Raw genomic sequence first — 24,692 nt, 5'->3', positions numbered from 1 at the left:
TTTTCTTACATATGCGAGACCAGCCCGCCTCCACCCTCGACGACATGGCCGAAGTCTTCGACGCCCTGGGCAACTCCACGCGTCGACAGATCCTCGACCTGCTGCGCCTGACCCCAGGCATCAGCGTCGGCGAGCTCGCGGGCCATTTCGACACCACCCGCGTCGCCGTGATGCACCATCTGCGCATCCTCGAGGACAGCGGCCTGGTCATCTCGCTCAAGGAAGGCCGCGTCCGCCAGCTCTTCCACAACCCCGTCCCCATCCAGCTCATCTACGACCGCTGGACCACCGAGTACGGCGGCTTCTGGGGCAGCAAGATGGCGGACGTGAAGTACGCAATCGAACACCCACAACCTGCAGAGACCCAAGGGGGATCGGATGGCGGAGACCGTCAAGCTCGTGTCGCGCGTCGTGATTCGCGGAAAGATCGACGACGTCTGGCGTGAGATCACCAAGACCGACACGCCACAACTCGCGTTCTTCGGCGCGCAGATGCGCTACCGCGCGCTGAGCGCGGGCTCGCCGGTGCAGATGCGCACGCCGGACGCGAAGTTCACGTCCGTGGTCGGCGAGATCCTCGAGGTCACGCCCCCGCACCGCTTCTCGCACACGATGAAGTTCACCGCGCACGACGACCCCTACTGCAAGGTGACCTACGAACTGAAGGAGGTCGCCGGTGGCGTGGAGTTCACGCTGATCTCCGAGGACGTGCCCGTCGGCACCAAGACCGCCAAGGACATGACCCGCGGCGGCGACTTCATCGTGAACACGCTCAAGCAGATCGTCGAGACGGGCAAGCCGGCCCTCGGCACGCGGATCCTCTACGCGATGTTCGGGCTGCTGGCATTCACCACGCCGGCCAAGTGCCGCAGCGAACACTGGCCCCTGGAGGGCAAGACCAATGGCTGATGAAGCGAAGGCAATGGCGACGATGGTCGCCAACATCGAGAAGCAGACCGGCAAGACGCTCAAGCAGCTCGGCGACGCGCTGGCCAAGTCGGGCCTCAGCAAGCACGGCGAGCTGCGCAGCTTCCTGATGGAGAAGTTCAAGCTCGGCCACGGCCAGGCCAACACCGTCGTACATCTCACGAAGGGGGCGCAGGGCGCCGCCGCGGCGCCTGCCGGCGACGACCCGCTCGACGCCATCTACGTGGGCAAGAAGGCCGACCTGCGGCCAATCCACGAGGCCGTGCTAAAGCTGCTCAAGCCGCTGGGCGAGATCGAGGTCTCGCCCAAGAAGGACTACATCAGCTATCGCCGGAAGAAGCAGTTCCTGATGGTCGGACCCAAGACCAACACGCAGGTCGAGATCGGGCTGTTCTCCAAGACGCTCAAGGCGCACGCGAGATTGAAGGCGATGCCGGCGGGCGGGATGTGCCCGTTCACGACGCGGCTCAGCGATGTCGGCGAGGTGGATGCCACGTTGGCGGGGTGGATCAAGCAGTCCTACGGCGACGCGGGCTGAGCGCGGCCAGCGCACTTCGCCAGCGGCCGTCGCAGCGCGGCTCAACGTGGGTGGGGCACCAGTGTCGTGATTCCCGGGCAGTCCGCGCAGTGGAGGACAGGTGGCGAGTGGCTCGCCGCCTTCCTCCCCAGCCCGGACCCACGCGATGCTCGCGCACCTGCGGACCTTTCTCATCCTGCTGCTCCTCGCCCTAGGCGCGCTCGGCTGCCGCGCTGAGCAGACGCTGCTGCCGCCGCCGGCGGAAGAGCCGGCGTTGGATCCGCTGCCCACGGCGCAGCTCGATGGCTCCTGGCGCGCCATCTACTGGCTCGTCACCTATCCCAACGGCGATGTCGTCGACGTCTGGGAACTCGGCGGCCGACTCGAGCTGCAGATTGAAGCCGCCATCGTCAGTGGCACGCTCTTCGTGCCCGGCGAGGTGACCAACGGCATCGACGCCAGAGTGGATATGCAGGGCCTCGCCCTCGCCGCCGGCGACAGTGCCACCTTCGCACAGGTGAACGACACATTCGTGGGCCGCGCCAAGTGGCGCATCGGCGACGATTTCCTGACGCTGGTGGACCATCCGATGCCCGGCGGGGCGCGATTCACGGTCGTGTTGGTCCGCGGCTGGTAGCCGGGTCATCGCGGCGCTGCACCCACTCCGGCGGCGCCGTCCGTCCGCTGGAGCCTGACGGACTTCCCCCCACGTCACATCAGGAAGCCGCCCGATAGTCCCGGCGCGGTCCCGCAGCGGAATTGCGTGCAGGCCCCAACGGAGCACGCATATGACCAGTTGGAACGAGCTGCTGCGCTTCACCCGCGCCCATCAAGGCGAGCTTACCCTCAGCGTCTACATCGCCTCCGCGCCCGCGGATCCCGGCGAGCGGCAGTCGTGGCTGGTGATGCTGCGCAACGAGCTGAATGCCATCAGCGACGGGATGGAGGACAGCCCCGCCGAGGAGCGTGAGGCCTTTGGACGCTGCGTGGCCAAGCTGTTCGAGCAGCTCCCGGCGCAGGGCACGATGCCCCGCGACCACTCCTGGGCCTTCTTCGCTGCCGCCGGTGGCGACGACCTCGCCCTCTCGCTGCCGCGTGGCGTCGAGACCAGCGTGCATTGGGGCCTGGGGGCCCGCGTGGTGCCCTTTCTCCGCGTCGCCGAGCCTGAGGAAGCGCTCGTCGTCCAGGTGGACCGGCAGGGCGCGCGGCTCTCGCGCTTCGCGTACGGCGAGTTCGGCGAGCCGGTACTGCTCGAGGCCGAGGAGGTCGACGAGGTCGGCCCACATATGAGCGCGCCCTCGCGCACCGGCTTCCACGGCGGCACGCGCGGAACACCCGGCGCGGACGAGGCCCAGCGCCAGCGTCGCGAGGCCACCGACCGTCTGCACAGCAGTGTCGTTCGTCGCGTCGCTGCGATGGCGGAGCTCAGGATGCCGATCCTCATCGGCGGAGCGCCCGACGCCGCGGTACACGTACTTGAGGCCCTGCCCGCCGCAACACGCGAGCGCGCCATCCTCGCGCCCGACCTGCGGATGGGTGCGCCGCGCGACTACCTCGATGAGATCCGCGCCGCGCTCCACGCCCTGCACGCCAGGCAGCAGGAAGAGCGCGTCACGGCGCTGCGCGACCTGGCACTCGCCGGCGGCAAGGCGGCGATTGGCTACCCCGTGGCCGAGCGCGCCGCGCAGATGGGCGCCATCGCCGAGCTGATCTTCAGCACTGAAGCCTGGCGCCAACACCCGCTGGAGATCGAATCGCTGGTGCGGCGCGCGCTGGTCGATGGCGCCGAGGTCGAGGTGCTGGAGCCAACCGTCGCCGCGGCGATGGACGGCACGGCCGACGGAATCATCACCGGCCTGCGATTCCCCCTTGAGGCGCTGCCATAGGCACCAACGGCAGCGCGGCGGCTCACCGGTCCTGCGGCGCCCCCACCCGCATCACCCGCCCCCGGCGAGCCGCCACACCTGCGCCACGACGAAGCAGACGCCGAAGCCCATCGCCAAGGGCAGTAGCGTGGCGATGCTCGTCCACTTCACGCTGCCCGTCTCCTTCCAGATCGTGTAGATGGTGGTCGAGCAGGGATTGTGCAGCAGGCTGAACAGCATCAGGCACACCGCCGTAAGCGTCGTCCAGCCGTGCGCGCGCAGCAGCTCGCCCACCCCGGCGGCCTCGAGCTCGAACATCACGCCGGCACCGGCGCCGAGTTCGGGCGCGCCGCCCGTGAGCACGGTCAGCATCAACACAGTGGGAATCACAATCTCGTTCGCCGGAATCGCCACGATGTAGGCGAGCAGGATCACACCGTTCATCCCGAGCAGGAATCCCAGCGGCTCCATCGCCGTCACCACGTGCTCGGCGATGCTCGCGCCGCCGAGGTGCACGTTCGACACCAACCAGATGGCCGCACCGGCCGGTGCCGCAAAGACGATCGCGCGCCAGAGCACGATCAAGGTGCGGTCAATCAGCGATGTGTACAGCGTCTGCCACAGACGCGGCGGCCGATACGGCGGCAGCTCCAGCGAGAAACTCGTCGCCTCGCCGCGCAGCACCGTGCGCGTGAGCAGCCACGACGCAAAGAACATCGCGGCCACGCCGATCAGCGTCACCGCCACCACACTCGAGGCCGAGACGATGCCGGCCAGCGCCGCCGGCGCCAGCGCACCAACGAACACCGAGGCCAGCAGGATCTGCGTGGGCCAACGCCCATTGCAGAGCGAGAAGTTGTTCGTGATGATCGCCACGAGGCGTTCGCGCGGGCTGTCAATCACGCGCGTGGCTACCACGCCGGCCGCGTTGCAGCCGAAGCCCATGCACATCGTGAGCGCCTGCTTGCCGTGCGCGCCCACGCGGCGGAACAGCGCGTCGAGGTTGAAGGCCACGCGCGGCAGGTAGCCGAAGTCCTCCAACAGCGTGAACAGCGGGAAGAAGATGGCCATCGGCGGCAGCATCACCGCGATCACCCAAGCCGTGGCGAGGTACACGCCATCCACCAACAGCCCGCGCAGCCAGTCGGGTGACCCCACGGCGTTGAACAGTCCGGTAAGCCAGGTGTGCCCGTTGTCCACCAGCAGGGTGCCGAGCATCGCCGAAGGCACATTCGCGCCGGCGATGGTCATCCAGAACACCACGCCGAGGATAAGGATCATCAGCGGAAAGCCGACCACGCGGCTGGTTAGCAGACGATCAAGCTTGCGATCAAAATCGAACTGCACGCGCTTCAGGCCAGCCATCTCCGAGGCCGCGGCAATCTGCTCGGCGGCGCGGTAGATGCCTTCGGTGATGCGATCCTGATAATCGTTGGGCAATCGCCAGCGCACGGCGTTGGCATTGCGCAGCACGTCGGGATCCGACTCCACGCCCTCGTCGGCGTTCAACAGGCGCAGCGCGATCCATCGCGCATTCGTGGACTCAGGATGCGCCCGCTGCACCTCGGCTTCGACCTCGGCAATCAGCGCCTCGATGTCTGCATCGAATCGCTGCACGCGATACGGAGTGGTTGGCGTCTCACCGGCGGCCATCGCCCGCACGGCCTCTCGCAGTTCTTCGATGCCCTGCCCCGAACGCGCCGACGCGGCGATCACCGGCACACCGAGCTGCCGCGACAGCGCCGCCGGGTCCAGTGCGATGCCGTGGCGCCTCGCTTCATCCATCAGGTTCAGACAGACAACCACGCGCGGCGTGATAGCCAACACCTGCAGCGCGAGATTGAGGTTGCGCTCAAGGCGCGTGGCGTCGATGACCAGCACCGTGACGTCGGGATTGCCGAACAAAAGCATCTCGCGCGCCACCTGCTCGTCGTCGCTCGCGGCCTGCAGCGAGTAGGTGCCTGGAAGGTCGACGATCTTGAAACGCGTCCCGCCGGCCGCGAAGTAGCCCTCGGCGCGCGTGACGGTCTTGCCCGGCCAGTTGCCGGTGTGCTGCCGCAGGCCGGTGAGCGCGTTGAATACCGTGCTCTTGCCCGTGTTGGGATTGCCCGCCAGCGCCACGAGATGGTCGTGGCGCTCCGAGCGCGACGCCAACTGGACGAGTTGCGTGTCGGTGGTGAGCGGTCGCCCGCGGAAAGTGGTCGGGCTCACGCGACTTGCTCCGACGCGCGGTCGATCAGGATCCACTCCGCCTGCTGCCGGCGCAGGCCGATCAGCGCGCCGCGGATGTCATAGGCCATCGGGTCGCCGCCCGCGCTCTGCATCACGGCCTTGATGTCCGTGCCCGGCACCACGCCGAGGTCCAGCAGGCGACGGCGCTGCGCGCCGTGGCAGGCGGGGCTGATGCCCGCCACGCGCCCCGTCTCGCCGGGCACGAGTTCGGCCAAGGTGTGCGGCCGAGCGGTGCTGGTCGGTGCCACCGGACGCACGCTCACTGCGGACTCGAGTGTGCGCGGCAGCGTGATGTGCTTGCCGTCGAGCTCCAGGTGCAGCCTGTGGTCATCGCGATCGCGGACGACCAACGTCTTGCCGAGCGCGACGCCGAGTGTTGCCAGGGTCGCGTAGTCCTCGACAGGCTCGTCCTCGAGGTGCGCGACGATGCCGGCGCCGCCGCTGCCCAACTCACTGAGCGGGATGCGGCCGTCGGACGGCATCTCGCCTGTAGCAGTTGGGATGGGGTCGCCGTGTGGGTCGTAGCGCGGCTGGCCGAGCTGCGCCGCGAGTCGCTCCACTTCCTCGGCGCTGAGCTCGTGCTCCGCTTCCTCGGCCACCTCGTGCCAGTCGGCGGCCTCGACGCCGGTGCGGTCGGCCAGCCATTGCTCCACCAGCCGGTGCGTACGAACCAAGCGAAGCGCGTCGGCGCGGCCGCGGTCGGTGAGCGCAAAGCCCGCGCCTTGAATGCGCACCAGCCCGAGCTGCACCAGATGCGCGAGCAGTCGCCGCGCCGTGCCATCGCTGATGGCGAGGGCGCCAGCCACGGCCTCGGCGCGCACCGCAGCATCGTCGCCGCGATGGAAGAGGTACTTCACGGCGTCCTCGAGCCGGACCCGCTCCGACATCCGCCAGGTGCGGCGCAGCTTGGCCAGCACGCCGCGCCGCGGCCAAGCCAGCGCGAGCGCGCCGACGAGGCCGAGCGCGAAGACCAGCAGCGCGACGGCGGGGTTGAGCGAATAGACGTCCATGGGGATCCGGCGGCGCAGCAGCTGCTGGCGCCGCGGGCTATGAGGAGCGAATACTAAAGTTAGTACGTCCTAATTCTACACCGGAACGAAAGTCCCGCAAGGGCTTAGGACGGAGCTGCGGAGGATAAGCGCTGGAGAGGGGGCCCGCCGCGCGGAGTCCGCGAGCGGCGCGGCCCGGGCGGTATCGCCCTAGTGGGCCAGCCCAGCGGCGGCCGCGAACTTCTTGAAGAGCTCCTGCTGCTCCTTCGTCAGCGACTCGGGCACCACGACCTGCACCTCCACCAGCAGGTCCCCGCGCTGCGAGTCCTTCTCCTTCGCCACGCCCTGGCCGCGCACGCGGAAACGCTTCCCGCTCGGCGTCCCCGCCGGCAGCGTCAGCGTGACCTTCTTCCCGTCCAAGGTCTGCACGCTGATCTTCGAGCCCAGCGTGGCCTGTGCGATGTTCACCGACGCACGCACGATGAGATCCATTCCATCGCGCTCAAAGTCGGGGTCCTCGCGCACCTGGAAGGTGATGAGGATGTCGCCGTTCGGCCCGCCGCGAACGCCGCGGCCGCCCTGCCCCTTGAGCCGGATCTTGGAGCCGCTCTCGGTGCCCGCCGGCACGGTGATCAGCAGCTTCTTCTGCGAGCGTGTGGTGCCGGCGCCGTTGCAGGCCGCGCACTTCTCCGTCGGCACGGTGCCCTTGCCCAGGCACATCGGGCAGGGCCGGTTCACGGCGAATCCGCCCTGGCCGAATGAGATCTCGCCGCGCCCGCCGCACTCCGGGCAGGCCTGCAGCTTGGCGCCCTTCGCCGCGCCGTTGCCGCCGCAGGTGCCACACTCCTCGTTCACCTCGAGGGTGATGGACACCTTGCCGCCGAGCACGGCGTCCTTGAACGGCACCTCGAGCGTGGTCTCCACGCTCTGGCCCTTCTCGGGAGCGGCAGACCGCTGCTGCCGGCCGCCGAAGATCGAGCCGAAGAGATCGCCCAGGCCGCCGAGCCCACCGATGTCGAAGTCTTCGGTGCGAGTTCCAGCGCCACCGGTGAATCCGCCGGCGCCACCGGGGCGCGCACCGCCGCGCGACGACCCGCGCGATGCGAACGGATCGAAGGCGCCGAGCCGACGCATCTCGTCGTACTGCTTCCGCTTCTCCGCGTCGCCGAGGACGTTGTAGGCCTCGGAGATCTCCTTGAAGCGGTCCGACGCCTTGGCATCGCCCTTGTTCGTGTCCGGGTGATACTGCTTGGCCAGGCGACGGTACTGCTTCTTGATCTCGTCGGCGGTCGCCGAAGCGGACACGCCGAGAACGGCGTAGAAGTCCTTCTGCGCCATTACCCGTTCCACTGCCGCACGACGACTCGCGCCGGCCGCAGCAGGGTGCCGTTGAGTACGTAGCCCACCTGGAAGACCTGCGCGACCACGTCGTCCTCGTCCTGGGAGGCGGCCGGCGTGGTGGTGATGGCTTCGTGGACGTTCGGGTCGAAGGTCTCGTCGACGGGGTTCACCACCTCGAGCCCGTGGCCGGCCAGCGACTTGAGCAGCTTCTTCTCCACCATCGCGATGCCCTCGAGCACGGCGGCGGTCGAGGTGCCCTCGGGCGTCATATGCGCCACGCGCGCGAGGTCGTCGAGCGTCTCGAGCAGGCCCTTCATCACGGCACCCATCCCGCGGTGCTCGGCGTCCTGGCGGTCGCGCACGGCGCGCTTGCGGAAGTTCTCGAACTCGGCGTAGAGCCGGAGGAACTTGTCCTTCTGCTCGGCGACCTCGCGCTGGGCCTGGGCCAGCGCCTCGTCGCGGGGGTCGGCGGAATCGGTGCCTGCCTCGGCGGCGGCGTTGTCGGAGTCGGCGGACGCGCCCTGCGTGGCGTCGACGGCGGCCTGCTCTTCAGCGTCGGCGCGCGCCTCGGCGGCGGCAGCGTCGGCGAGATCGTCCATTCCTGGGGTGCGTGGGTCGGTCATAGGGGGAATTTCGTCGGTTGCCGGTGACTGGGGCAACCTTCGTGCCGCGCCCAAGTTGCCGTTTCGTCAGGCTCTGTAGGCCTTACGGCAGGGGGCGGGTCGGCGTTTCGGCCGGGACGGCCGAGAGGGCGGCGCTGAAAGGCGCCACCGAGCGCTCATCCCGCGAGCTACCTCGCTAGCCGCAGATACTGCGGAACAGCGGCTCGAGGGCGATGTGCAGCGGCTCCGGGGCGCCTGCAGGGCCCCACACCAGTTCCTCGCTCAGCACCTCCGGCGTCCGGTCACCCGAGCGCCAGCGCTCGATGACGCGGGCGTCGAGGTCAACGATCCAGTACTCACCGACCTTGATGCGCTGGTAGAACTTGCGCTTCACCACACGATCGTAGCGCGCAGTCGACGGCGAAAGCACCTCGATGGCGAGCAAGAGGGCGCCCACTTCGTGCCAGTCCTTCCACGACGTCTCGCCCTCGCGTGGCAACGCAACGAAGAGATCGGGCTGCACCAAGTTGTTGCGTTCGAGCTCGATGTCTGCGGGAGACCACAGGAGTTCACCGAGGTTGTGCTCGCGGATGTACTCGTGAATCCGCAGAAAGACCTCTCGAAGTGCCCGCTGATGCAGCCCCCGCGGCGACGGCGTCACGAGCAGCTCGCCGTCGATGCACTCGTAGCGCTTGCCGTCGTCGGGCAACTCGCGAACCTCTGCCGCAGTCCAGTAGTGCTGTGCGAGGGCAGGCATGGCCATAGGGTACGCTCGGCGCGTTGGAAATTACAAGAGGGCACGACACAGAATCGCGTCGTGCCCTCGCAGCTATGCTCTCACTGCATTGCATCGCGGTGCAAATCGTGGCGCGCGAGGTTTCGCACTCGCAGACAAGCACGCCGTTCAACAGGTCGCGCAGCGCGCCGCGGTGCGCGCAGCGCAGCACGAGCCTCAGTCGCTGAGCGCCTTCCTCACAAGGTTGAGCGCCGCCTGCGTCGCCCGTTGCCTGATCTCGTGGCGATCACCCACGCCACTCGTGCGCACGCTGCGCAACTCGCCACGCACGTCGACGGCGACGCAGAACGTGCCGACCGGCTTCTCCGGCGTCCCACCACCCGGCCCCGCCACGCCGGTGATGCTCACGCCGACATCCACGCCGAAGCGTTGCCGCACACCACTCGCCATCTCACGCGCCGTCTCCTCGCTCACCGCACCGTGCGCCACCAACGTGGCCTCCTGCACGTTGAGCTCGCGCATCTTCACTTCATTCGCGTACGCGATAGTCCCACCCTGCACTACATCGCTGGACCCTGGCACCGCAGTGAGGCGCATCCCAAGCATCCCGCCCGTGCAGGACTCCGCAACGGCGATCTGCATCTTCCGCGCACGCAGCATCTCAAGCAGCAGCGCCGAGAGATCCTGTTCGTCCGTACCATAGATCCAACGCCCGACCTTCTCACGCAGCGCAGCCTCCGCCACATCAAGCATCTCGGCAGCACGCGACACGGGCTCGTCCCACACTGTAAGCCGCAGGTCCACACCCTCCCAGCCGGGCAGATACGCCAGCCGCACACCAAGCGGATCCTGCGCCAACTCACCCAGCACATCGGCAAGCGCCGACTCGGCGATTCCTGTTGTGCGCAGCGTGCGCGATTGCACTGCGAGTCCCGAACCCGCATCGCCCATTCGTGCGACCAGCATCGGCAGCAGCTGCTCGCGCGTCATCCCGCGGAACTCGCGCGGCACGCCAGGCAGCATCGCCACCCAACGGCCATCACCATCCTCGAGCCAGATGCCCGGCGCCGAGCCGTGGTCGTTGCGGATGATCGTCGCGCCCTCGGGGATCATCGCCTGTGCGTGATTCGCCGCCGGCAACTCGCCCGGCCAGCCGCGTGCCTTCCAGCGCGCCTTGAGCGACTCGACGATCGCTTCATCGCGCACCATCCCACGCCCGAACAACTCTGCGATGCTCGGCTTGGTGAGGTCGTCGGCGGTGGGGCCGAGTCCGCCGCTGGTGATCACGCCCCCGGTACGGGCCAGCGCCTCACGCACCGCATCGGCGATCTCATCGGCGCCATCGCCAACCGTCACGCGCCGCACGATGCGAATCCCGTGGCCCGCGAGTTCGCGCGAGAGCCAGGCCGCGTTGGTGTCGATGGTGTAGCCGAGCAACAGCTCGTTGCCGATCGTGACGAGCTCGACGTTCACCGCGCGCTCAGGCGGAGGGCTTCGTGAAGAAGACTTTGCGGTACGAGAGCAGGTAGTCGCCGAGCGAAATCAGCGTCAGCGCCAGCGAGGCGTACATCGTGATGAGGCCGATGCCGCCGAGCAGCTTGGCCCAGAACATCGGCGTCGCCGCGTCCCACCAACCCTGCTGCGTGATGAGCAGCGAGTACCAGAACCAGCAGAAGGACGCGCCCATCCAGGTGAACTGGAAGCCGGCCTTCCACTTGCCGAGCTTCTGCGCGGCGATGACCGCCCCACGCTTCTGCGCGAAGCCGCGGAACCAGGTCATGAATGCCTCGCGCGCGAGGATCGGCACGAGCACCCACCACGGGAAGTAGATCGCGCCCATCCCCCAAGTCACGAAGGGATACAGTGACTCCTCGCGCACCGTCGGCAGCAGCGCCAGCAGCGGGTCGCCCACTGGACCCTGCAGCAGAAACATCGGCACGAAGGTCGCCAGCAGCAGCAGCTTGTCGGCGAGCGGGTCGAGCATCTTGCCGAGGTCCGTGATCATCCCGTAGCGACGCGCGATCTTGCCGTCGAAGTGGTCGCTGATGGCCGTGATCAGGTAGAGCACGAAGGCCACGATGCGCAGCGGCACGGAGGGCACGAAGGCCATCGCCGCCAACAGCGGCGAGGCGACGATGCGCGCGGCCGAGATGAGGTTGGGGACGTTCACCGGGCGGGGGGCGCGACGCCGCGTCTACGCCAACGTCTTCAGGACCAGCTTCGACACGGCCCGCAGCGTATCGAACACGCCGTCGCCGGTCACTGCGACAGCCTCGAAGAAGTGGGCGCGCTCCACCCACAGGCCGTCCTCATTCTGTTCGATGACGTTCTCGCCCGGACGGAACTGGTCCGGCGTGACCTTCTGGCGCGCGGCGTCCGCCACTTCCCAGCCGGGATTCAGCGAGGCCTGCAGCTCCGCGAGCGGCGCGGCGTTCGGCAGGTCGCGTTTGTTGTACTGGATCACGAAGGGCATCTTCGTGAGGTCATAGCCATACTCGGCCATGTTGTCGTACAGGTTCTGCATCGCCTCGAGGTTGGCTTCCATACGCTCGACCTGCGAGTCGGCGACGAACACGATGCCGTCGACGCCCTTGAGGATGAGCTTGCGCGAGGCGTTGTAGTAGACCTGGCCCGGCACCGTGTAGAGATGGAAGCGCGTCTTGAAACCGCGGATGGTGCCGAGGTCCACGGGCAGGAAGTCGAAGAACAGCGTGCGCTCGGTCTCCGTGGCCAGCGAGATGAGCTTGCCGCGCGTGTCCGGCTTCACCTTGCCGTAGACGTGCTCGAGGTTGGTCGTCTTGCCGCCTAGACCGGGACCGTAGTACACGATCTTACAGTTGATCTCGCGGGAGGCGTAGTTGATCATCGACATCGCTGATTCTCCTTAACCGAACAGCTGGTCGATTTCGTCATCGGCGCCGGCCAGCAGCCCCGGCTGCTTGGCCCCCGAGCGGCTACGCGCAAACACTTCCTGGAAGAGCTTCGTCAATTCGACCACCGTGTCCTTGATCTTCAGGCGCACGAGCCCGAGGGTCGTGCGATTGTCGAACAGCGCGACGAGGATCACCCGCCGTGCGATGTCCGCGAGATACATCGATTCCTTCTCGCCCTGGTGGAACAGCGAGTTGAAGTCCGTCTCGCCGATCAACTGGGCCAACTGGTCGTTGGCCGAGAAGTCGGCCGCCGTCAGCGTGGCGAAGGCCGTGGGGTCGAAGTTCGGCTGCTCGCCGACCGTGGCCACCAGCTGGCCAGAACGGTCCACCAGCAGTGCACACCGCGCATTGGTCTCCCCGAGGAACTTCTGCATCGCCTTGGTGATGGCGTTGAAGTCCTCCTCGGTGAATGACCAGCTTGCCGACCCGACTGCCATTGGTGCCGTCCTTAGGATGCGAGGGCGTTCTCGAACCGCGTGAGCAGCTGCCGCGCGCGGCGCCGCAACACGGGATTTTGCTCCCAACCCACGTACTCGCGCAACATCATCACCGATTCGGCCGAGGGCTGGCCCGAGAGCCAGCCCAGCGCCGCCAGCCGCCGCATCGGCCGCCGGTCATACAGCGCCCGCTGGTGCTCGGCCTGTTCGGAGTTCCACCAGCCGAACCCCATCACCGTGCCGGCCAGCAGGCCCAGCACGAATCCCGCCGTCTTCAGGTTCACATCACTCTCCGGGCGGCCAGCGCCTGCACGATCGTCACGCCGTCCGCGTACTCGAGGTCGCCCCCAACGGGCAGGCCCCGCGCCAGCCGGCTCACCGTGACCCCGGCCTCCCGCAACTGCTCCTGAAGATACAGCGCCGTCGCCTCACCTTCGAGCTTCGGGTTGGTGGCTACGATCACCTCCCGCACCCCCAGGGTTGTGACGCGGCGCACCAAAGCGTCCACCGTCAGGTCCTCGGGGCCGATCCCGTCCAGCGGCGCCAGTCGGCCACCCAGCACGTGGTACAGCCCCCGATACTCCCCGGTCCGCTCGATGGGCGGGATGTCCGACGCCTCCTCGACCACGCAGATCAGGCCGCGGTCCCGGCGGGTGTCGGCACAGAGCGCACATGGCGAGTCCTCGGTGAGGTTGCCGCACTCGTCGCAGGGCCGCACCCGCTCCACCAAGGCAATCAACGCCGCCGCGAGCCGCCGGCCCTGCTCGCCCGGCTGCCGCAGCAAATGGTAGGTCAGCCGCATCGCCGACTTCCGCCCAATTGTCGGCAGCCGCGACAGTTCCGTAACGAGGTCGTCGATTGCCGACACAGGCCTAGAACGGAAGCTTAAACGGGAGCCCGCCGAGCCCGAGCCCGCCGGCGGCCTTCTTCATTTCCTCTTCGGCCAGCTCCTTGGCCTTCCGCTGGGTCTCCTGCAGGGCCACGGCCAGCAGGTCCTCCAGCATCTCGACGTCGGCCGGGTTCACCACGGCCGGGTCGATGCTGACCTTCTTCACCGTGCCCTTGCCGTCGGCCTCGATGCGGACCATGCCGCCGCCGGCCGTGCCCGTCACGGTCTGGCGCGCGAGTTCCTCCTGCACGGCCTGGAGCTTTCCGGTCATCTGCTGCGCCTGCTGCAGCATCTTCAGGAAGTCGGTCATCGCGTGATCAATCCATCAGCTCGAGGTCCAGTGCATCCACGGCGGCATCGAGCAGCTTGCTCTGCTTGCGCAGCATCGCGATGCGGTCGGCCTTCACCGCGTGCTCGTTGAGCCGGCGCGGTGCGGCATCGCCATCGGCGGCCTTCACCTTGAGCTTGGTCACGTTGGCAAAGCGCTTGCGCAGCGCGGCGAGGATGGCCGACTCCTGCTCGCCGATCAACTCGGCCTGTGCGGACGCGTCGACGGTCAGCGTCACCGTCCCGCTGGCGGTGACGGCCGTGGGCGTGGCGTGCCCGAGGGCGGCGCCGAGCAGCGCGCGGCCGTCGGCGACGATGGCGTCGACGATGCCTTCCCAGTGCTCGACGAGCTTGTTGATCTCGAGGGCGACAGGGCCGCCCTTGGCGGGGGCGGCGTCGGCGATGCTGGGGGCGGGGGCGGCGGGGCGGGCGGGCGCGGCGCTGCGAGGGGCAGGCGGCGGGGCCGCGACTCTTGCCGGCGCTGCCTCAACCGCGTGCGCAGGGGCCGCACGCTGAGGCGCGCTGTCGCGCGCGACGCTCGGCGGAGCCATCCGGCGGCTGGGCTCGCCGCCGCCTCCGGCGAATCCGCCGGAGGCCCAGCTGCCACTGCGCGCCGTGCTGCCAGCGTCCCCTGCCGACCCGGACCCGGCGCCCATCCCCCGCAGCACTTCCTCCAGCGCCACGGTGCGATCCAACAACGCGCAACGCACCAACAGCGTCTCGAACAACAGCTGCTGCTGCCCGCTGCGCTTGAGATGCGGCTCGATCTCCACGATCAACGTGAGCATCCGCAGGAGGTCGCCCGACGAGAGCTTGTCCGCGCGCTTGGGTAGCTCCTCGCGCAGTCGCTCCGAGACATCGGGCAGCGAGCCCCCAAGCACCACGGCCAGCTGTGCGCGCAGCAGTTCGGCGAACTCACTCAACAGCACGGTGAAGTCCACGCCGTGGTCGGCCAGCCGCGCCACGGATCCGAACACGTCGGCGGCACGGCGCTCGATGATCAAGTCCAGCAGCGCGAGATGCTCGTCCTCGGGCACGAGGCCCAAGGCGTCACGCACACGCTGCGCGCTGATCGCCCCCTCGCCCAGCGAGAGCACCTGGTCCGTGAGCGAGAGCGCGTCGCGCATGGAGCCGTCGGCAGCGCGGGCGAGCATCATCAGGGCATCGGCGTCGGCGTCGATCTTCTCAGTGCTGAGCACGGCACTCAGTCGCTCGCGCACGTCGGCGGGCCCGATACGCTTCAAGTCAAAGCGCTGCACGCGCGAAAGCACGGGCGCCGCCGACTGCTGGATCTTCTGCGGCTCGGTGGTGGCGAACACGAACACGACGCGCGGCGGCGGCTCCTCGAGGATCTTGAGCAGCGCATTCCACGCTTCGCGCGTGAGCATGTGCGCCTCGTCGATGATATAGACCTTGTAGCGGTCGTCACCGGAGGGCGCGTACATCGCGCGCTCGCGCAGCTCGCGGGCATCGTCCACGCCACGATTTGAGGCCGCGTCGATCTCCACCACGTCCAGCGAGGCCCCGCCCTTCCACACACGGTCGCAGGAGGGGCACTCGCCACAGGGCTCGCGGTCCTCGCGACGGTTCTCGCAGTTGAGCGCCATCGCCAGCACGCGCGCCAGCGTGGTCTTGCCGGTGCCGCGCGGCCCGCAGAACAGGTACGCGTGCGCCACGCGGTCCGTGAGGATGGCGTTCCGCAGCGTGTTGGCCACGTGCGATTGCACGGCGACCTCGGCGAACCGGCGCGGGCGGTATTTGCGGGCGAGGGCTAGGCTCATTATCAGCCGTGAATTTAGCCGTTGGATGCGGGAACGGCGAACTGCTTTGCCACAGAGGCACAGAGACGCAGAGGGCATCCCCGCACTCCGACCCCTCTGTGTCTAGGCCAACGGCAACTTCAAAGGGGGTGCGGCGGACAGATCTGTCCGCCGCACCCCCCAAAGTGCCAACTGAAAGAAGACACAGAGTTCAGATTCGCCCCACGTGCCGCTCTGTGTCTCCGTGCCTCTGTGGCAAAAAACTCGCGCGCCGATCCGTCCTTGCGAGACGAATCAAGCGCGCGAGAGTGTTCCAGGCCTGACGGAGCGGCGATGGACTCCACGTACCGTTGCTGCCTTTCGGCCCTGGCGGGGTTGGCGGGCCGAAGCCCCCCGGGACCTGGAACGAAAGGGAATTTAGCCGGTCAGCGCCCTGCGGACAACGCCGCCACCGCGGCCGCCGCGTACCACATCCAGCCCACGTGGCGGCCCCGGGCGATCCCCAGGGACAGCAGCGCCAAGGCCAGCATCGTCACGGCCACGGGGCCGACCAGCGCCGAGCCCACCGCGTCCGACGCCGGCAGGAAGGCCGCCGTCGTCAGCAGGACGGCAAAGCCCGCCAGGGCCACGCTCAACGAATGCCAGGCCAGCCGCAACGTCGCCCGCAGCGTCGGATCGTCCGTCGCGCGACGGGCCGGTTCGTCGCGATCCTCGGTGCGCCGGAACAGCCGCTTCAGGATCACCTTCTCGCCAATCAGTGAGTGCGCCATCGCCGCACCCAGCAGCAGGAATCCAGACACAAGCAACCAGGGACTCATCGCAGCACCTCCTGGAGTCGCGCGAGAGCCGTCGCCAGGGCCGCATCGTCCACATCCAGATGCAGCACCGCCCGGATCCGGGTCGCGCTCCAAGGGGTGACGAGCACCCCCGCCTCACGGGCACGGGTCACCACATCAAAGGCCGTGTGCCGCGATGGCAGGTCCACCATCACGATGTTCGTGTCCGGCGTCACCACCGATAGATCCTTGATCTCCGCCAGGCCCGACGCCAACGCCTTCGCGCGACGATGATCCTCGGCCAACTTCGGCAGGTGGTGCTCCAGGCCGTGAAGCGCCGCCGCCGCGAGGATGCCCGACTGCCGCATCCCGCCGCCAAGGCGCTTGCGCACCTCCCAGGCCTTGGCCATCGCGCGCTCGCTGCCGACCAGCGTCGCGCCCACCGGCGCGCCCAGTCCCTTGCTGAAGGAGCACATCACCGTCTCGGCGCAGGCGGCGAAGTCCTTGAGCGGCGTGCCGGTGGCGATGTGCGCGTTCCATAGGCGCGCGCCATCGAGATGCAACGGCAGCCCCTGCTCCGCCGCCACATCGCGAATGCGCTGCAGGTCCTTGAGCGGCGTCACCATCCCGCCGGCGCCGTTGTGCGTGTTCTCCGCGCAGACCAGCGAGGCGCGCGGTGCGTGCGGCGAGGCCGGACGGAACATCGCCTTGAGCGCCTCGGCCTCGAGCACCGGCGCGCCGCGCACCACGCGCACCTGCAGGCCCGCCAACGCGGCCGTGCCGGCGATCTCCCAATTCACGATGTGCGAGTCGTCGTGGCAGTAGACCTCGGTGCCCGACTCGCCGAGCAGCCACAGCGCGGCCTGGTTGGCCATCGTGCCCGTGGGGAAGAACAGGCCGCGCGGCTTGCCGAGCAGCGCGGCCACCGTCTCCTCGAGGCGGCGCACCATGGGATCGCCGTCGAGCACGTCGTCGCCGACTTCCGCCTCGGCCATCGCGCGACGCATCGCGCTCGTCGGTCGGGTGACGGTGTCGCTGCGCAGGTCGATGGCGGTGGGCACTGGCTAGTCCGGTGGCGGAGAGATGAAGTGGCTTCGGGTCGCGCTCGCGACCTCGGCGCCGACAAGGAAGATCAACGCCGCATAGTACGTCCAGAAGACGACGGTGACCAATGCGCCGAGCGTGCCCGTGTAGATCGAGGCCGGCGGAAACATCCGTACCACGGCCCCGAAGACGAAGCGCGCGACCTCGAACAGCGCGCCGGCCGTGACGCCGCCGGCGAAGGCGGCCAGCCACTCGGTGCGTTGCTTCGGCAACCAACGATACAGCGACACGAAGATGGCGATGACGCTACCCACCGCGATGCTGCGGCCGATGACGACCTCCAGCTGCGACAGGGCATCGTCGCGCAGCCCGAACTCGAGCAATGCCGCGCCGATGCGGCCGCTGCCGGTTGTCAGCCAGGCGCTGGTGAAGACCCAGACGCCCATCATCAGCACGGTCATCAGCGAGAGATGCAGGTCCCAGAGCAGCCCGCCGACATAGCTGCGATCCTTGCCGTGCTCGAACACGAGGCGCATCACGCTGCGCAGCGCGGCGAAGAGTCGCGCCGAGAACCAGAGGAAGAGCACCGCGCCCGAGACGCCGACGGCGGTGCGGGTGCGCACGACGTCGTCCAGCACCGGATCGAGGATCGAGCCGCCGACGTCGAACTGCGGCGGCAGCAGGCGATCCAGCACGGACTGCACGCGGGCGGTGGCGTCGGGTCCGGACTCGCCGAGCACGAAGCCAATGATGCTGGCGACGAGGAGGATAAACGGCACGCCGGCGAGGAGCAGATTGAATGCCACCCCGCCGGCGAGGAACATCACGTTGTCATCGTTCGCGCCGCGAATCGTGTCGGCGATGACCCGTCGGATGCGGGTGATCAGACGCCGTCTTCTCCCTCATCCTCGAAGGCCTCGCGATGCTTTGCGAGCCGCGCCTCGAGTGCCTCGCGGGCGTCGCGCGCCGCGCTGCGGCCGCTCTTCTTGATGTCGCGGGCCATCGCGCGGCCGCTGCGCTTCACGTCGTCCATCATCTCGCGGCCGCTGGTCTTCACGTCCTCGACCATGTCCTTGCCCACGCGCACCATCTCGGAGGCCGCCTCGCGGCCCGAGTCGGCGAGGTCGCGTGCCTGTCGCCGCACGCGGCGCGCGGTACGCCGGAGCTCGCGCCGGGTGTCCTCGCCCGACTGCGGCGCGAACAGCAGGGCCAAGCCGGCCCCCACCGCCATCCCCAGCAGGAAGCTGCCGAAACCAGAGTCGCGGCGTCGCGTCACGACCACCGCCGGGTCATCGGTCCTGCCCCGCATGTCCCACCTCCATCAGAGTTCGATGAGCACGAGGAAGCGCGACGGCCGCCAGAACAGCTCAGGCGACGCGATCCGCAGGCTCCCCTTGAACTTGCCATCCGTGGGCGCCACGTCCAGCCCCGACACGTCATTGGGCGAGACGATGCGATAGCTCTTGTTGGGATCCGGCAGCGCCACCTCGGTCAACGCGCGCCGGTCGGCGGCCGTGAAGTCCTCGGCGTCCAGTGTGCGCGCCAGCACCGACGTGCGGCCGATGCCGAGCATCCCACCGCGCTGCTCGATGATGCCGCGCCGCAGCAGGTCGGACTTCGTACCGGCCACCCAGTACACGGTGTTGTTCTCGGCGAGGAGGGCGTCCTTGTCCTGCTGCAGCGTCTGGGCCTCGCTGGCGAGCTGGGCGTTCGCGTCGCGAAGCTGCCGGTTCTCGGCCGTCAACGACGTGACCTGGTCGACCAAGGCGACGATCTCGGCCTTCTGGTTGTCGAGCAAGGTCTGGAACGCCGTGACCGTTGAGTCGAACTTCCGCGTAAGGTCGGCGTTGCCGGCCGTGAGCGCGTTGATGCGGCGGCGGCTGGCGGCCATCCGCTCCTCGGCCTGCTTCACGCGGGCCGTCAGTTCCGTCATGCGCTGGAGGAGCTGCATGCGCGCCTCCGCCGGCGAGAGAGTCTCCATCTCGTTGTCGCGTGCGGCCACCGGCTGGCCGCTGCGCACCTTGTCGAGCTCCTCGTTGGCGTCGCTGATGAACTGCGACGTGGCGACGACCTCAGACAGCAACGAATCCTTCTCGGCGCTGATGGCGGCGGACTGCGCCAACTGGCGCTCATACTCGGACTTGGAGACGCAGGCGGTCGCGAGGAGCGCGACCGCGGCGAGCGTAGCAATACGGGTCATCGGATCTCTCCGGTGGGGGAACCGGCGGGCGGCAGGAGGAAACGAAGAATCACTCGCCCGCGTCGGGATCGTCCGGTGCGGCCTCAACGGCGGCTGCAGTGCCAGGCGCGGACCGAACGACCGCCGGCCCCTGCACATACTTCCGCACGGCAGCTGCTGTTCCGGCCACGGCCAACTTCTCGAAGAAGAAGGTGAACTTGGCCTCGTAGGCCGCGGCGAGCTTGGCCTGCACATCGGCCGGCAGGTTCCACAGCTGCTGCTTGAAGGGGCCGAGCGCCTTCTTGCGCGTCTTGTAGAAGAACTGCTCGTCCGTGTCGCCGGCCTTCCGCTCCTCGGCGGCGTTCGCCGTGAGCCAGGCGTAGATCTCCGTGCGCAGCGCGTCGGGCAGCTGATCGTAGAGCATGTTCTGGAAGCCGGTGGCCAAGTGAATCTCCGCCGTTTCCGTCTTCGGGAAATGGAAGAACGCGTCGTCCGGCAGCGTCGAGGCGCCGTGCTGCACGGCGCCACTGAGCCCGTACTTGGCCCGCGCCACGCGCGAGAGGTCTTCCAGCGTCTTGAAGTCCAGCGCCACGTCGGCAATGGAGCCGTCGGCCAGCACCACACCACCGTGCGAGGTTCCTGACTGCACGGAGATCTTGCTCAGGCCGACCATCCCCTTGGCCTTGGCCTCGAGCGTGCGGTTGTAGCCGTCCATAAACGCCTCGAGCTCGGCGACGGTGGAGTTCTCCGTGCCGACCTCGCCGATCTCGCCACCCAGCGAGATGGTCACGCCCTTGGGCTCCAGCGAACGCACGTAGCGCGTGAGGTCCACGGCCACCTCGTAGTTGAGCCGCTGCTGCGCGTCGAGCGTGTCGTGCGAGAGGTCCACCAGCGTGGACGTGTCGATGTCGATGTTGTAGAAGCCGGCCGTGATGGCCTCGAGGGCCAACTGCTTCACCGCGGCTACCTCGGCCTTGGGGTCGGCCTTGTACTTCTTGGCATTCACCTGGAAGTGGTCGCCCTGGATGAACACCGGCCCGCGGCGTCCTTCACGCAGGGCCGCGGCGATCATCACCGCGACGTACTCGGCGGGCCGCTGGTTGGTGTAGGCGATCTCCGAGCGCGCGATCTCGAGGATGATTGCGCCAGCATCGAGCTTCTTGGCGGCGCGGAAGATGGCGCGCGCCGTGTCGTACGAGGCGCCACGCACGTTGATGGCCGGCACCGTGCCCGGCGGGACGTCGCCGCGGCCACGCGCCATGTAATAGTCGTGGATGCTCGCGGAGTACGTGCCGACCGCGCGACCCAGCTCCCAGATGCTCCAGCGCGCCCAGTCCTGCTCGGCGCTGTCACCAAAGACGGCGAGGCGCACGAGGGCATCCATCATCGGCGAGGCCAGCGCGGCCTCGTCCTTGAGTGTGAGGCGATTGTCGGCAATCGTCGCCGCTGCGCCGAGGGCGGCGGTCACGGAGGCGGGGAGCGTGCTCATATCACGATCGGGGTCAGGGAATGAATGATCGGCGCGAGGTCAGAGGACCCACGCGGGGTCCGAGGCCGGGAGCGAGTCCCACACCTCGCGCATCTGCTGCCACTTGGGGTGGCCGAACTGGTAGTACGTTAGCTGCTTGCCGAGCTCCACGCCCGGCTGGTCCAGCGGATCCACGCCGTAGAGTTGGCCGGCGTAGATGGTGGCGAGCTCGAAGAACATAAAGAGCCCGCCGAGGTGCCAGGCGTCGGCCTGCGAGACGCGCAACGTCATTGTCGGGCGGCCCGCGCGGGCGAGGGCGCCAGCGGTGGCCTTTGCCTCGGTGCGCAGCAACTCGCCGAAGCCGCGGCCGCGCAGGTAGGCGAGGTCGTCCGGAACGTCCGCGCCGTCAGGAATCGTCAGCTCGCCAGGATGCGATTCGACATCCACGAAGGTGACGGTCTTGTCCGCCGGGCCTTCCATAAAGAGCTGGACCTGCGCGTGCTGGTCTGTCGCACCCACGGCCGCGATCGGCGTCGGTCCGACGTGCGAGCCATCGGCGCGACGCTTGCCCAGTGACTCCGCCCAGAGCTGCACGAACCAGGGGGCGAGGTCGCGGAAGGCATCGCTGTAGGGCATCAACACGTGGTTGCCCTGCCCCGCCTCCTGCTGCGCGCGCCACTGCAGCGCCGCAAACGCCAGCGCGGGATCCTCGCGGAACGAGGCCGCCGTGCATCGGTCGCGCATCGCCGTGGCACCGGCGACCAGACCCGCGACGTCCATCCCCAGCAGCGCGGCCGGCAGCGTGCCCACCGGACTCAGCACCGAGAAGCGGCCGCCCACGTTGGCGGGCACCTCGAAGGCCGGGATGCCCTCGGCATCGGCGACGCGGCGCAGCGCGCCCTTCACGGGATCGGTCACAAAGGCGAGATGCTCTCGCGGCGGGAGGCCGGCGGCGCGCAGGCGGTCCCGCACGAACAGGTACTGCGACATCGTCTCGGCGGTGCTGCCTGACTTCGAGACGACGAGCACACGCGTGTGCGCGAGGTCCACCAGGTCGAGCAGCCCGCCGACGCTGCGCGGATCGACGTTGTCGAGCACGTGCAACCGCGCGCGGCCGTCGCGCTGGGCCGGAGTGCGTGCGTTCCAGTCCCGCGGCAGCAGCGCCGTGCGCAGGCAGACCGTGCCGAGCGCCGAACCGCCGATGCCGAGCACGATGACGTCGTCGAGCTCGCGGCTGGCGGTGGACGCCCAATCCAGCACGCGCTCCCGCTCGGCCGCCTGTGCCTCGAGTTCGCGGAAGCCGAGCAGGCCCTCGCGCTCCATCGCCCGGAATCCGTCGGCGGCGGCGCGCAGGCGCGGGGCGAGTGCTTCGAGCGCCGCCACGTCGGGTCCCGACGCCACGGCCTGGCGCAGCATCCCGCTCACATCGAGGCGGATGGTCATCTCAGCAGATCTCCACGGTCAGGCCGTCGTACGCGGGAGCAATGCCCTCGGGCAGCGCGGCCGCCAGGGCGGCGTGCGTCGTCTCGTGCGTGAGGTGCGTGAGGTACACGCGCTTGGCCCCGACGCGCGCCGCTGTGTCCACCGCCTCGCTGATCGAGAGGTGCGTCGGGTGCGCGGTGCGGAACAGCGCGTTGAGCACCAGCACCTCGCAGCCGCGCAGGATGGCCAGCGCGTCGTCCGGCAGCGATTTCGCGTCCGTCACGTAGGCCAGCGGCCCGATGCGATAGCCAAACACACGCAGGCGACCGTGCGGCAGCGCAACCGGCGTCACCTCGAGATGCCCGATGCGCGTCGGCACGCCCGGCTCCAACGGATACGCAAAGCCCTCAGGCTTGCTCGTTCCCGGGAGCGGCTTCATTGCCGCGTCGAAGATGTACGGGAAGCGTTGCGCCAAGGTGGCCAGCGTCTCCGCGGGCCCATACATCGGCAGCGCGCCGTCGCGACGCACGGAGATGGCGCGGATATCGTCGATGCCGTGCGTGTGGTCGGCGTGCTCGTGCGTGAACAGCACGGCATCAACACGATCCACGCCGGCGGCGATCAACTGCAGGCGCAGTTCGGGCGGCGTGTCGAGCAGCAATCGCAGGCCTGCATCCTCGACCACGGCGCCCACGCGCGTGCGCCGGTCCCGCGGATCGTCCGAGCGACAGGTCGCGCAGTGGCAGCCGATCTGCGGCACGCCAAAACTGGTCCCGGTGCCCAGGAAGGTCAGCTTCACGCCGTCACCACGCTGCGGGCGGCCATCACACCGTCTCGACCTTTAGCTGGTTCGTCGTGCCCGGCACGTCGAAGGGCACGCCGGCCGTGACCACGATGCGCTCACCCGTCGTGGCGAGGCCGTTCTTCACGAGCAGCCCGCGCGCCAGCTCGGCCATCTGGTCGTAGGTGTCGCAGTGCGGCACGAGGAAGGGGACGACACCCCAGACCATCGCGAGCTGCTGGTAGGTGCGGTCGTTGTCCGTGAGCACGACGATGCGCACATTCGGCCGCCGCGCCGCCACCACGCGCGCCGAGAAGCCGCTCTTGGTGAACACCACGAGGTTGCGCGCGCCGAGCAGGCGCACCGCCGTCACGCTGGCGGAGGCGATGGTCTCCTCGACTGTCGCCTTGCCGGCCTCGAGCCGGTCGATGCCCTGCCCGCGCTGCACCGGCGCGCGTTCAGCGGCCGAGGCAATGCGCCGCATCGCCTGCACCGCGAGCACGGGGTTGAGCCCCGCCGCGGTCTCCGCCGAGAGCATCACCGCATCCGTGCCGTCGAGGATCGCGTTGGCCACGTCGCTGGCCTCGGCACGCGTCGGGCGCGGGTGCTGCACCATCGACTCCAGCATCTGCGTGGCCGTGATGACCGGCCGGCCAAAGCGCGCCGCCAGCAGGATGATGCGCTTCTGCGCGAGCGGCACTTCCTCGAAGGGCAACTCGACGCCGAGGTCGCCGCGCGCGACCATCACCGCATCGGCCTCACGCAGGATGGCCTCGATGCGCGTCAGCGCGGAGTCCTTCTCGATCTTCGCGACTACGAGCATGCCCTTGGGCAGCATCGCCTTGAGCTCGGCGATGTCTTCGGGCCGGCGCACGAAGCTCAGGGCGAGATAGTCCAGCTCGTGCTCGATGGCGAAGGGGATGTCCTCGCGGTCCTTCTCCGTGAGCGAGGGCGCCGACACGTCGATGCCCGGCAGGTTCATGCCCTTGTTGCTCTTGAGCAGGCCGCCGTAGCGCACCTGCACCGCCACACGGGGCGCGTCCACGCCCGTCACGCGCAGCGCGATCAGGCCGTCGTCCACGAGGATGGTGCCGCCGGACTGCACGTCCTTGGCGATGTCGTCGTAGGTGACGGGAATCTCGCCCTCGCGGGCCACGTCCTCCGGCGCCAGCACCAACGTCTCGCCCTCGGTAAGCTGCCGCGCCTCGGCCAGCGTGCCGATGCGAATGCGTGGACCCTGCAGGTCGCCGAGGATGGCCACCGAGCGGCCGAGTTCCTGCGCGATCCCGCGGATGTTGGACACGGTGCGCGCGTGCTGCTCGTGCGTGCCGTGCGAGAAGTTGAGGCGCGCGACATTCATGCCCGCCAGCACCAACTGCCGAATGACATCCGGGTTGGACGAGGCGGGGCCGATGGTCGCGACGATCTTGGTCGCGTCGAAAGAAATGGGGGCGGGCACGGAAACTC

General features: G+C 68.6%; 27 protein-coding genes and 1 other RNA gene. 5 read left to right on the top strand and 23 right to left on the bottom strand.

Going from position 1 to position 24,692, the window contains the following annotated elements:
- Positions 1-11 precede the first annotated feature (11 nt).
- From KF709_11785 to KF709_11765, 5 genes are all read left to right on the top strand, one after another.
- A complete protein-coding gene (locus tag KF709_11785; GenBank protein MBX3175087.1) occupies positions 12-446 on the top strand; it encodes a helix-turn-helix transcriptional regulator in 435 nt (144 codons plus the stop codon).
- Positions 379-909, top strand: coding sequence for an SRPBCC domain-containing protein (locus KF709_11780; GenBank protein ID MBX3175086.1), 531 nt, complete (start codon positions 379-381; stop codon positions 907-909). Before KF709_11785 ends, KF709_11780 begins: the two co-directional genes overlap by 68 nt.
- Positions 902-1,465, top strand: coding sequence for a DUF4287 domain-containing protein (locus tag KF709_11775; GenBank protein MBX3175085.1), 564 nt, complete (start codon positions 902-904; stop codon positions 1,463-1,465). The genes KF709_11780 and KF709_11775 overlap by 8 nt, the downstream gene beginning before the upstream one ends.
- A 145-nt stretch (positions 1,466-1,610) precedes the next feature.
- Positions 1,611-2,081 (top strand): hypothetical protein, encoded by a 471-nt coding sequence (locus KF709_11770; protein MBX3175084.1) that lies wholly within the window; start codon positions 1,611-1,613, stop codon positions 2,079-2,081.
- 151 nt (positions 2,082-2,232) lie between these two features.
- Entirely contained in the window at positions 2,233-3,330 is a 1,098-nt protein-coding gene (locus KF709_11765) for a hypothetical protein (protein MBX3175083.1), read from the top strand.
- Positions 3,331-3,381: 51 nt separating this feature from the next.
- Here KF709_11765 and feoB read toward each other — a convergent pair whose 3' ends face one another.
- From feoB to pyk, 23 genes are all read right to left on the bottom strand, one after another.
- Positions 3,382-5,520 carry a ferrous iron transport protein B gene (feoB, locus tag KF709_11760; protein ID MBX3175082.1) on the bottom strand — a complete coding sequence of 713 codons (2,139 nt, stop codon included), beginning with the start codon at positions 5,518-5,520 and terminating at the stop codon, positions 3,382-3,384.
- On the bottom strand, positions 5,517-6,551 hold the full coding sequence (locus tag KF709_11755) for a metal-dependent transcriptional regulator (GenBank protein MBX3175081.1): 1,035 nt from the start codon (positions 6,549-6,551) through the stop codon (positions 5,517-5,519). Before KF709_11755 ends, feoB begins: the two co-directional genes overlap by 4 nt.
- A gap of 189 nt (positions 6,552-6,740) precedes the next feature.
- On the bottom strand, positions 6,741-7,868 hold the full coding sequence (dnaJ, locus tag KF709_11750; protein ID MBX3175080.1) for a molecular chaperone DnaJ: 1,128 nt from the start codon (positions 7,866-7,868) through the stop codon (positions 6,741-6,743).
- Entirely contained in the window at positions 7,868-8,494 is a 627-nt protein-coding gene (locus KF709_11745; GenBank protein MBX3175079.1) for a nucleotide exchange factor GrpE, read from the bottom strand. The genes dnaJ and KF709_11745 overlap by 1 nt, the downstream gene beginning before the upstream one ends.
- 175 nt (positions 8,495-8,669) lie before the next feature.
- Entirely contained in the window at positions 8,670-9,230 is a 561-nt protein-coding gene (locus KF709_11740; GenBank protein MBX3175078.1) for a Uma2 family endonuclease, read from the bottom strand.
- A gap of 195 nt (positions 9,231-9,425) precedes the next feature.
- Entirely contained in the window at positions 9,426-10,682 is a 1,257-nt protein-coding gene (locus KF709_11735; protein MBX3175077.1) for a competence/damage-inducible protein A, read from the bottom strand.
- Between the two features lie 7 nt (positions 10,683-10,689).
- The gene (locus KF709_11730; protein ID MBX3175076.1) at positions 10,690-11,379 is read right to left on the bottom strand and encodes a CDP-alcohol phosphatidyltransferase family protein; all 690 of its coding nucleotides are present in this window, start codon (positions 11,377-11,379) and stop codon (positions 10,690-10,692) included.
- Between the two features lie 24 nt (positions 11,380-11,403).
- A complete protein-coding gene (locus KF709_11725; protein MBX3175075.1) occupies positions 11,404-12,081 on the bottom strand; it encodes a GTPase domain-containing protein in 678 nt (225 codons plus the stop codon).
- 12 nt (positions 12,082-12,093) lie between these two features.
- Complete coding sequence (locus KF709_11720) at positions 12,094-12,579, bottom strand: roadblock/LC7 domain-containing protein (GenBank protein ID MBX3175074.1); 486 nt, start codon at positions 12,577-12,579, stop codon at positions 12,094-12,096.
- 11 nt (positions 12,580-12,590) lie between these two features.
- Positions 12,591-12,863, bottom strand: coding sequence for a hypothetical protein (locus tag KF709_11715; GenBank protein MBX3175073.1), 273 nt, complete (start codon positions 12,861-12,863; stop codon positions 12,591-12,593).
- Positions 12,860-13,447: a recombination mediator RecR gene (gene recR / locus KF709_11710; GenBank protein MBX3175072.1), complete on the bottom strand. Its 588-nt coding sequence runs from the start codon at positions 13,445-13,447 to the stop codon at positions 12,860-12,862. The genes KF709_11715 and recR overlap by 4 nt, the downstream gene beginning before the upstream one ends.
- A 4-nt stretch (positions 13,448-13,451) precedes the next feature.
- Positions 13,452-13,778: a YbaB/EbfC family nucleoid-associated protein gene (locus tag KF709_11705; GenBank protein ID MBX3175071.1), complete on the bottom strand. Its 327-nt coding sequence runs from the start codon at positions 13,776-13,778 to the stop codon at positions 13,452-13,454.
- A 7-nt stretch (positions 13,779-13,785) separates the two neighbouring features.
- Entirely contained in the window at positions 13,786-15,576 is a 1,791-nt protein-coding gene (gene dnaX, locus KF709_11700; GenBank protein ID MBX3175070.1) for a DNA polymerase III subunit gamma/tau, read from the bottom strand.
- A gap of 288 nt (positions 15,577-15,864) precedes the next feature.
- An RNA gene (gene ffs / locus KF709_11695) (signal recognition particle sRNA small type) lies at positions 15,865-15,960 on the bottom strand.
- A 20-nt stretch (positions 15,961-15,980) separates the two neighbouring features.
- Positions 15,981-16,373: a hypothetical protein gene (locus KF709_11690; protein ID MBX3175069.1), complete on the bottom strand. Its 393-nt coding sequence runs from the start codon at positions 16,371-16,373 to the stop codon at positions 15,981-15,983.
- Complete coding sequence (locus KF709_11685; protein MBX3175068.1) at positions 16,370-17,392, bottom strand: aminotransferase class I/II-fold pyridoxal phosphate-dependent enzyme; 1,023 nt, start codon at positions 17,390-17,392, stop codon at positions 16,370-16,372. Before KF709_11685 ends, KF709_11690 begins: the two co-directional genes overlap by 4 nt.
- Positions 17,393-17,395: 3 nt before the next feature.
- Positions 17,396-18,199, bottom strand: a complete 804-nt coding sequence (locus KF709_11680) for a YihY/virulence factor BrkB family protein (protein ID MBX3175067.1) — start codon at positions 18,197-18,199, stop codon at positions 17,396-17,398.
- A 59-nt stretch (positions 18,200-18,258) separates the two neighbouring features.
- Entirely contained in the window at positions 18,259-18,684 is a 426-nt protein-coding gene (locus KF709_11675) for a YtxH domain-containing protein (protein ID MBX3175066.1), read from the bottom strand.
- Positions 18,685-18,696: 12 nt separating this feature from the next.
- Positions 18,697-19,575: a hypothetical protein gene (locus tag KF709_11670; protein MBX3175065.1), complete on the bottom strand. Its 879-nt coding sequence runs from the start codon at positions 19,573-19,575 to the stop codon at positions 18,697-18,699.
- A 49-nt stretch (positions 19,576-19,624) separates the two neighbouring features.
- Positions 19,625-21,043, bottom strand: coding sequence for a class II fructose-bisphosphate aldolase (locus tag KF709_11665; protein MBX3175064.1), 1,419 nt, complete (start codon positions 21,041-21,043; stop codon positions 19,625-19,627).
- Between the two features lie 39 nt (positions 21,044-21,082).
- A complete protein-coding gene (locus KF709_11660) occupies positions 21,083-22,465 on the bottom strand; it encodes a hypothetical protein (GenBank protein MBX3175063.1) in 1,383 nt (460 codons plus the stop codon).
- Position 22,466: 1 nt separating this feature from the next.
- Positions 22,467-23,243, bottom strand: coding sequence for an MBL fold metallo-hydrolase (locus KF709_11655; protein ID MBX3175062.1), 777 nt, complete (start codon positions 23,241-23,243; stop codon positions 22,467-22,469).
- 25 nt (positions 23,244-23,268) lie between these two features.
- Positions 23,269-24,672: a pyruvate kinase gene (gene pyk, locus KF709_11650; protein ID MBX3175061.1), complete on the bottom strand. Its 1,404-nt coding sequence runs from the start codon at positions 24,670-24,672 to the stop codon at positions 23,269-23,271.
- Positions 24,673-24,692 lie beyond the last annotated feature (20 nt).

The organism is Gemmatimonadaceae bacterium (assembly GCA_019637445.1).
Classification (GTDB): Bacteria; Gemmatimonadota; Gemmatimonadetes; order Gemmatimonadales; family Gemmatimonadaceae; genus Pseudogemmatithrix.
The sequence above is the reverse complement of the archived record's forward strand: the minus strand, read 5'-3'. Positions and strand labels throughout refer to the sequence as shown.

Excerpts from the sequence above, each read along its gene's own strand:
- KF709_11675 (MBX3175066.1), bottom strand. The coding sequence starts at position 18,684 with ATGCGGGGCAGGACCGATGACCCGGCGGTGGTCGTGACGCGACGCCGC.
- dnaX (MBX3175070.1), bottom strand. The coding sequence starts at position 15,576 with ATGAGCCTAGCCCTCGCCCGCAAATACCGCCCGCGCCGGTTCGCCGAG.
- KF709_11770 (MBX3175084.1), top strand. The coding sequence starts at position 1,611 with ATGCTCGCGCACCTGCGGACCTTTCTCATCCTGCTGCTCCTCGCCCTA.
- KF709_11780 (MBX3175086.1), top strand. The coding sequence starts at position 379 with ATGGCGGAGACCGTCAAGCTCGTGTCGCGCGTCGTGATTCGCGGAAAG.
- KF709_11745 (MBX3175079.1), bottom strand. The coding sequence starts at position 8,494 with ATGACCGACCCACGCACCCCAGGAATGGACGATCTCGCCGACGCTGCC.
- KF709_11680 (MBX3175067.1), bottom strand. The coding sequence starts at position 18,199 with ATGTTCCTCGCCGGCGGGGTGGCATTCAATCTGCTCCTCGCCGGCGTG.
- KF709_11670 (MBX3175065.1), bottom strand. The coding sequence starts at position 19,575 with ATGACCCGTATTGCTACGCTCGCCGCGGTCGCGCTCCTCGCGACCGCC.
- KF709_11725 (MBX3175075.1), bottom strand. The coding sequence starts at position 12,081 with ATGTCGATGATCAACTACGCCTCCCGCGAGATCAACTGTAAGATCGTG.
- KF709_11705 (MBX3175071.1), bottom strand. The coding sequence starts at position 13,778 with ATGACCGACTTCCTGAAGATGCTGCAGCAGGCGCAGCAGATGACCGGA.
- KF709_11665 (MBX3175064.1), bottom strand. The coding sequence starts at position 21,043 with ATGAGCACGCTCCCCGCCTCCGTGACCGCCGCCCTCGGCGCAGCGGCG.
- KF709_11765 (MBX3175083.1), top strand. The coding sequence starts at position 2,233 with ATGACCAGTTGGAACGAGCTGCTGCGCTTCACCCGCGCCCATCAAGGC.
- KF709_11775 (MBX3175085.1), top strand. The coding sequence starts at position 902 with ATGGCTGATGAAGCGAAGGCAATGGCGACGATGGTCGCCAACATCGAG.
- dnaJ (MBX3175080.1), bottom strand. The coding sequence starts at position 7,868 with ATGGCGCAGAAGGACTTCTACGCCGTTCTCGGCGTGTCCGCTTCGGCG.
- KF709_11755 (MBX3175081.1), bottom strand. The coding sequence starts at position 6,551 with ATGGACGTCTATTCGCTCAACCCCGCCGTCGCGCTGCTGGTCTTCGCG.
- KF709_11690 (MBX3175069.1), bottom strand. The coding sequence starts at position 16,373 with ATGAGTCCCTGGTTGCTTGTGTCTGGATTCCTGCTGCTGGGTGCGGCG.
- KF709_11785 (MBX3175087.1), top strand. The coding sequence starts at position 12 with ATGCGAGACCAGCCCGCCTCCACCCTCGACGACATGGCCGAAGTCTTC.
- KF709_11740 (MBX3175078.1), bottom strand. The coding sequence starts at position 9,230 with ATGCCTGCCCTCGCACAGCACTACTGGACTGCGGCAGAGGTTCGCGAG.
- KF709_11660 (MBX3175063.1), bottom strand. The coding sequence starts at position 22,465 with ATGACCATCCGCCTCGATGTGAGCGGGATGCTGCGCCAGGCCGTGGCG.
- KF709_11720 (MBX3175074.1), bottom strand. The coding sequence starts at position 12,579 with ATGGCAGTCGGGTCGGCAAGCTGGTCATTCACCGAGGAGGACTTCAAC.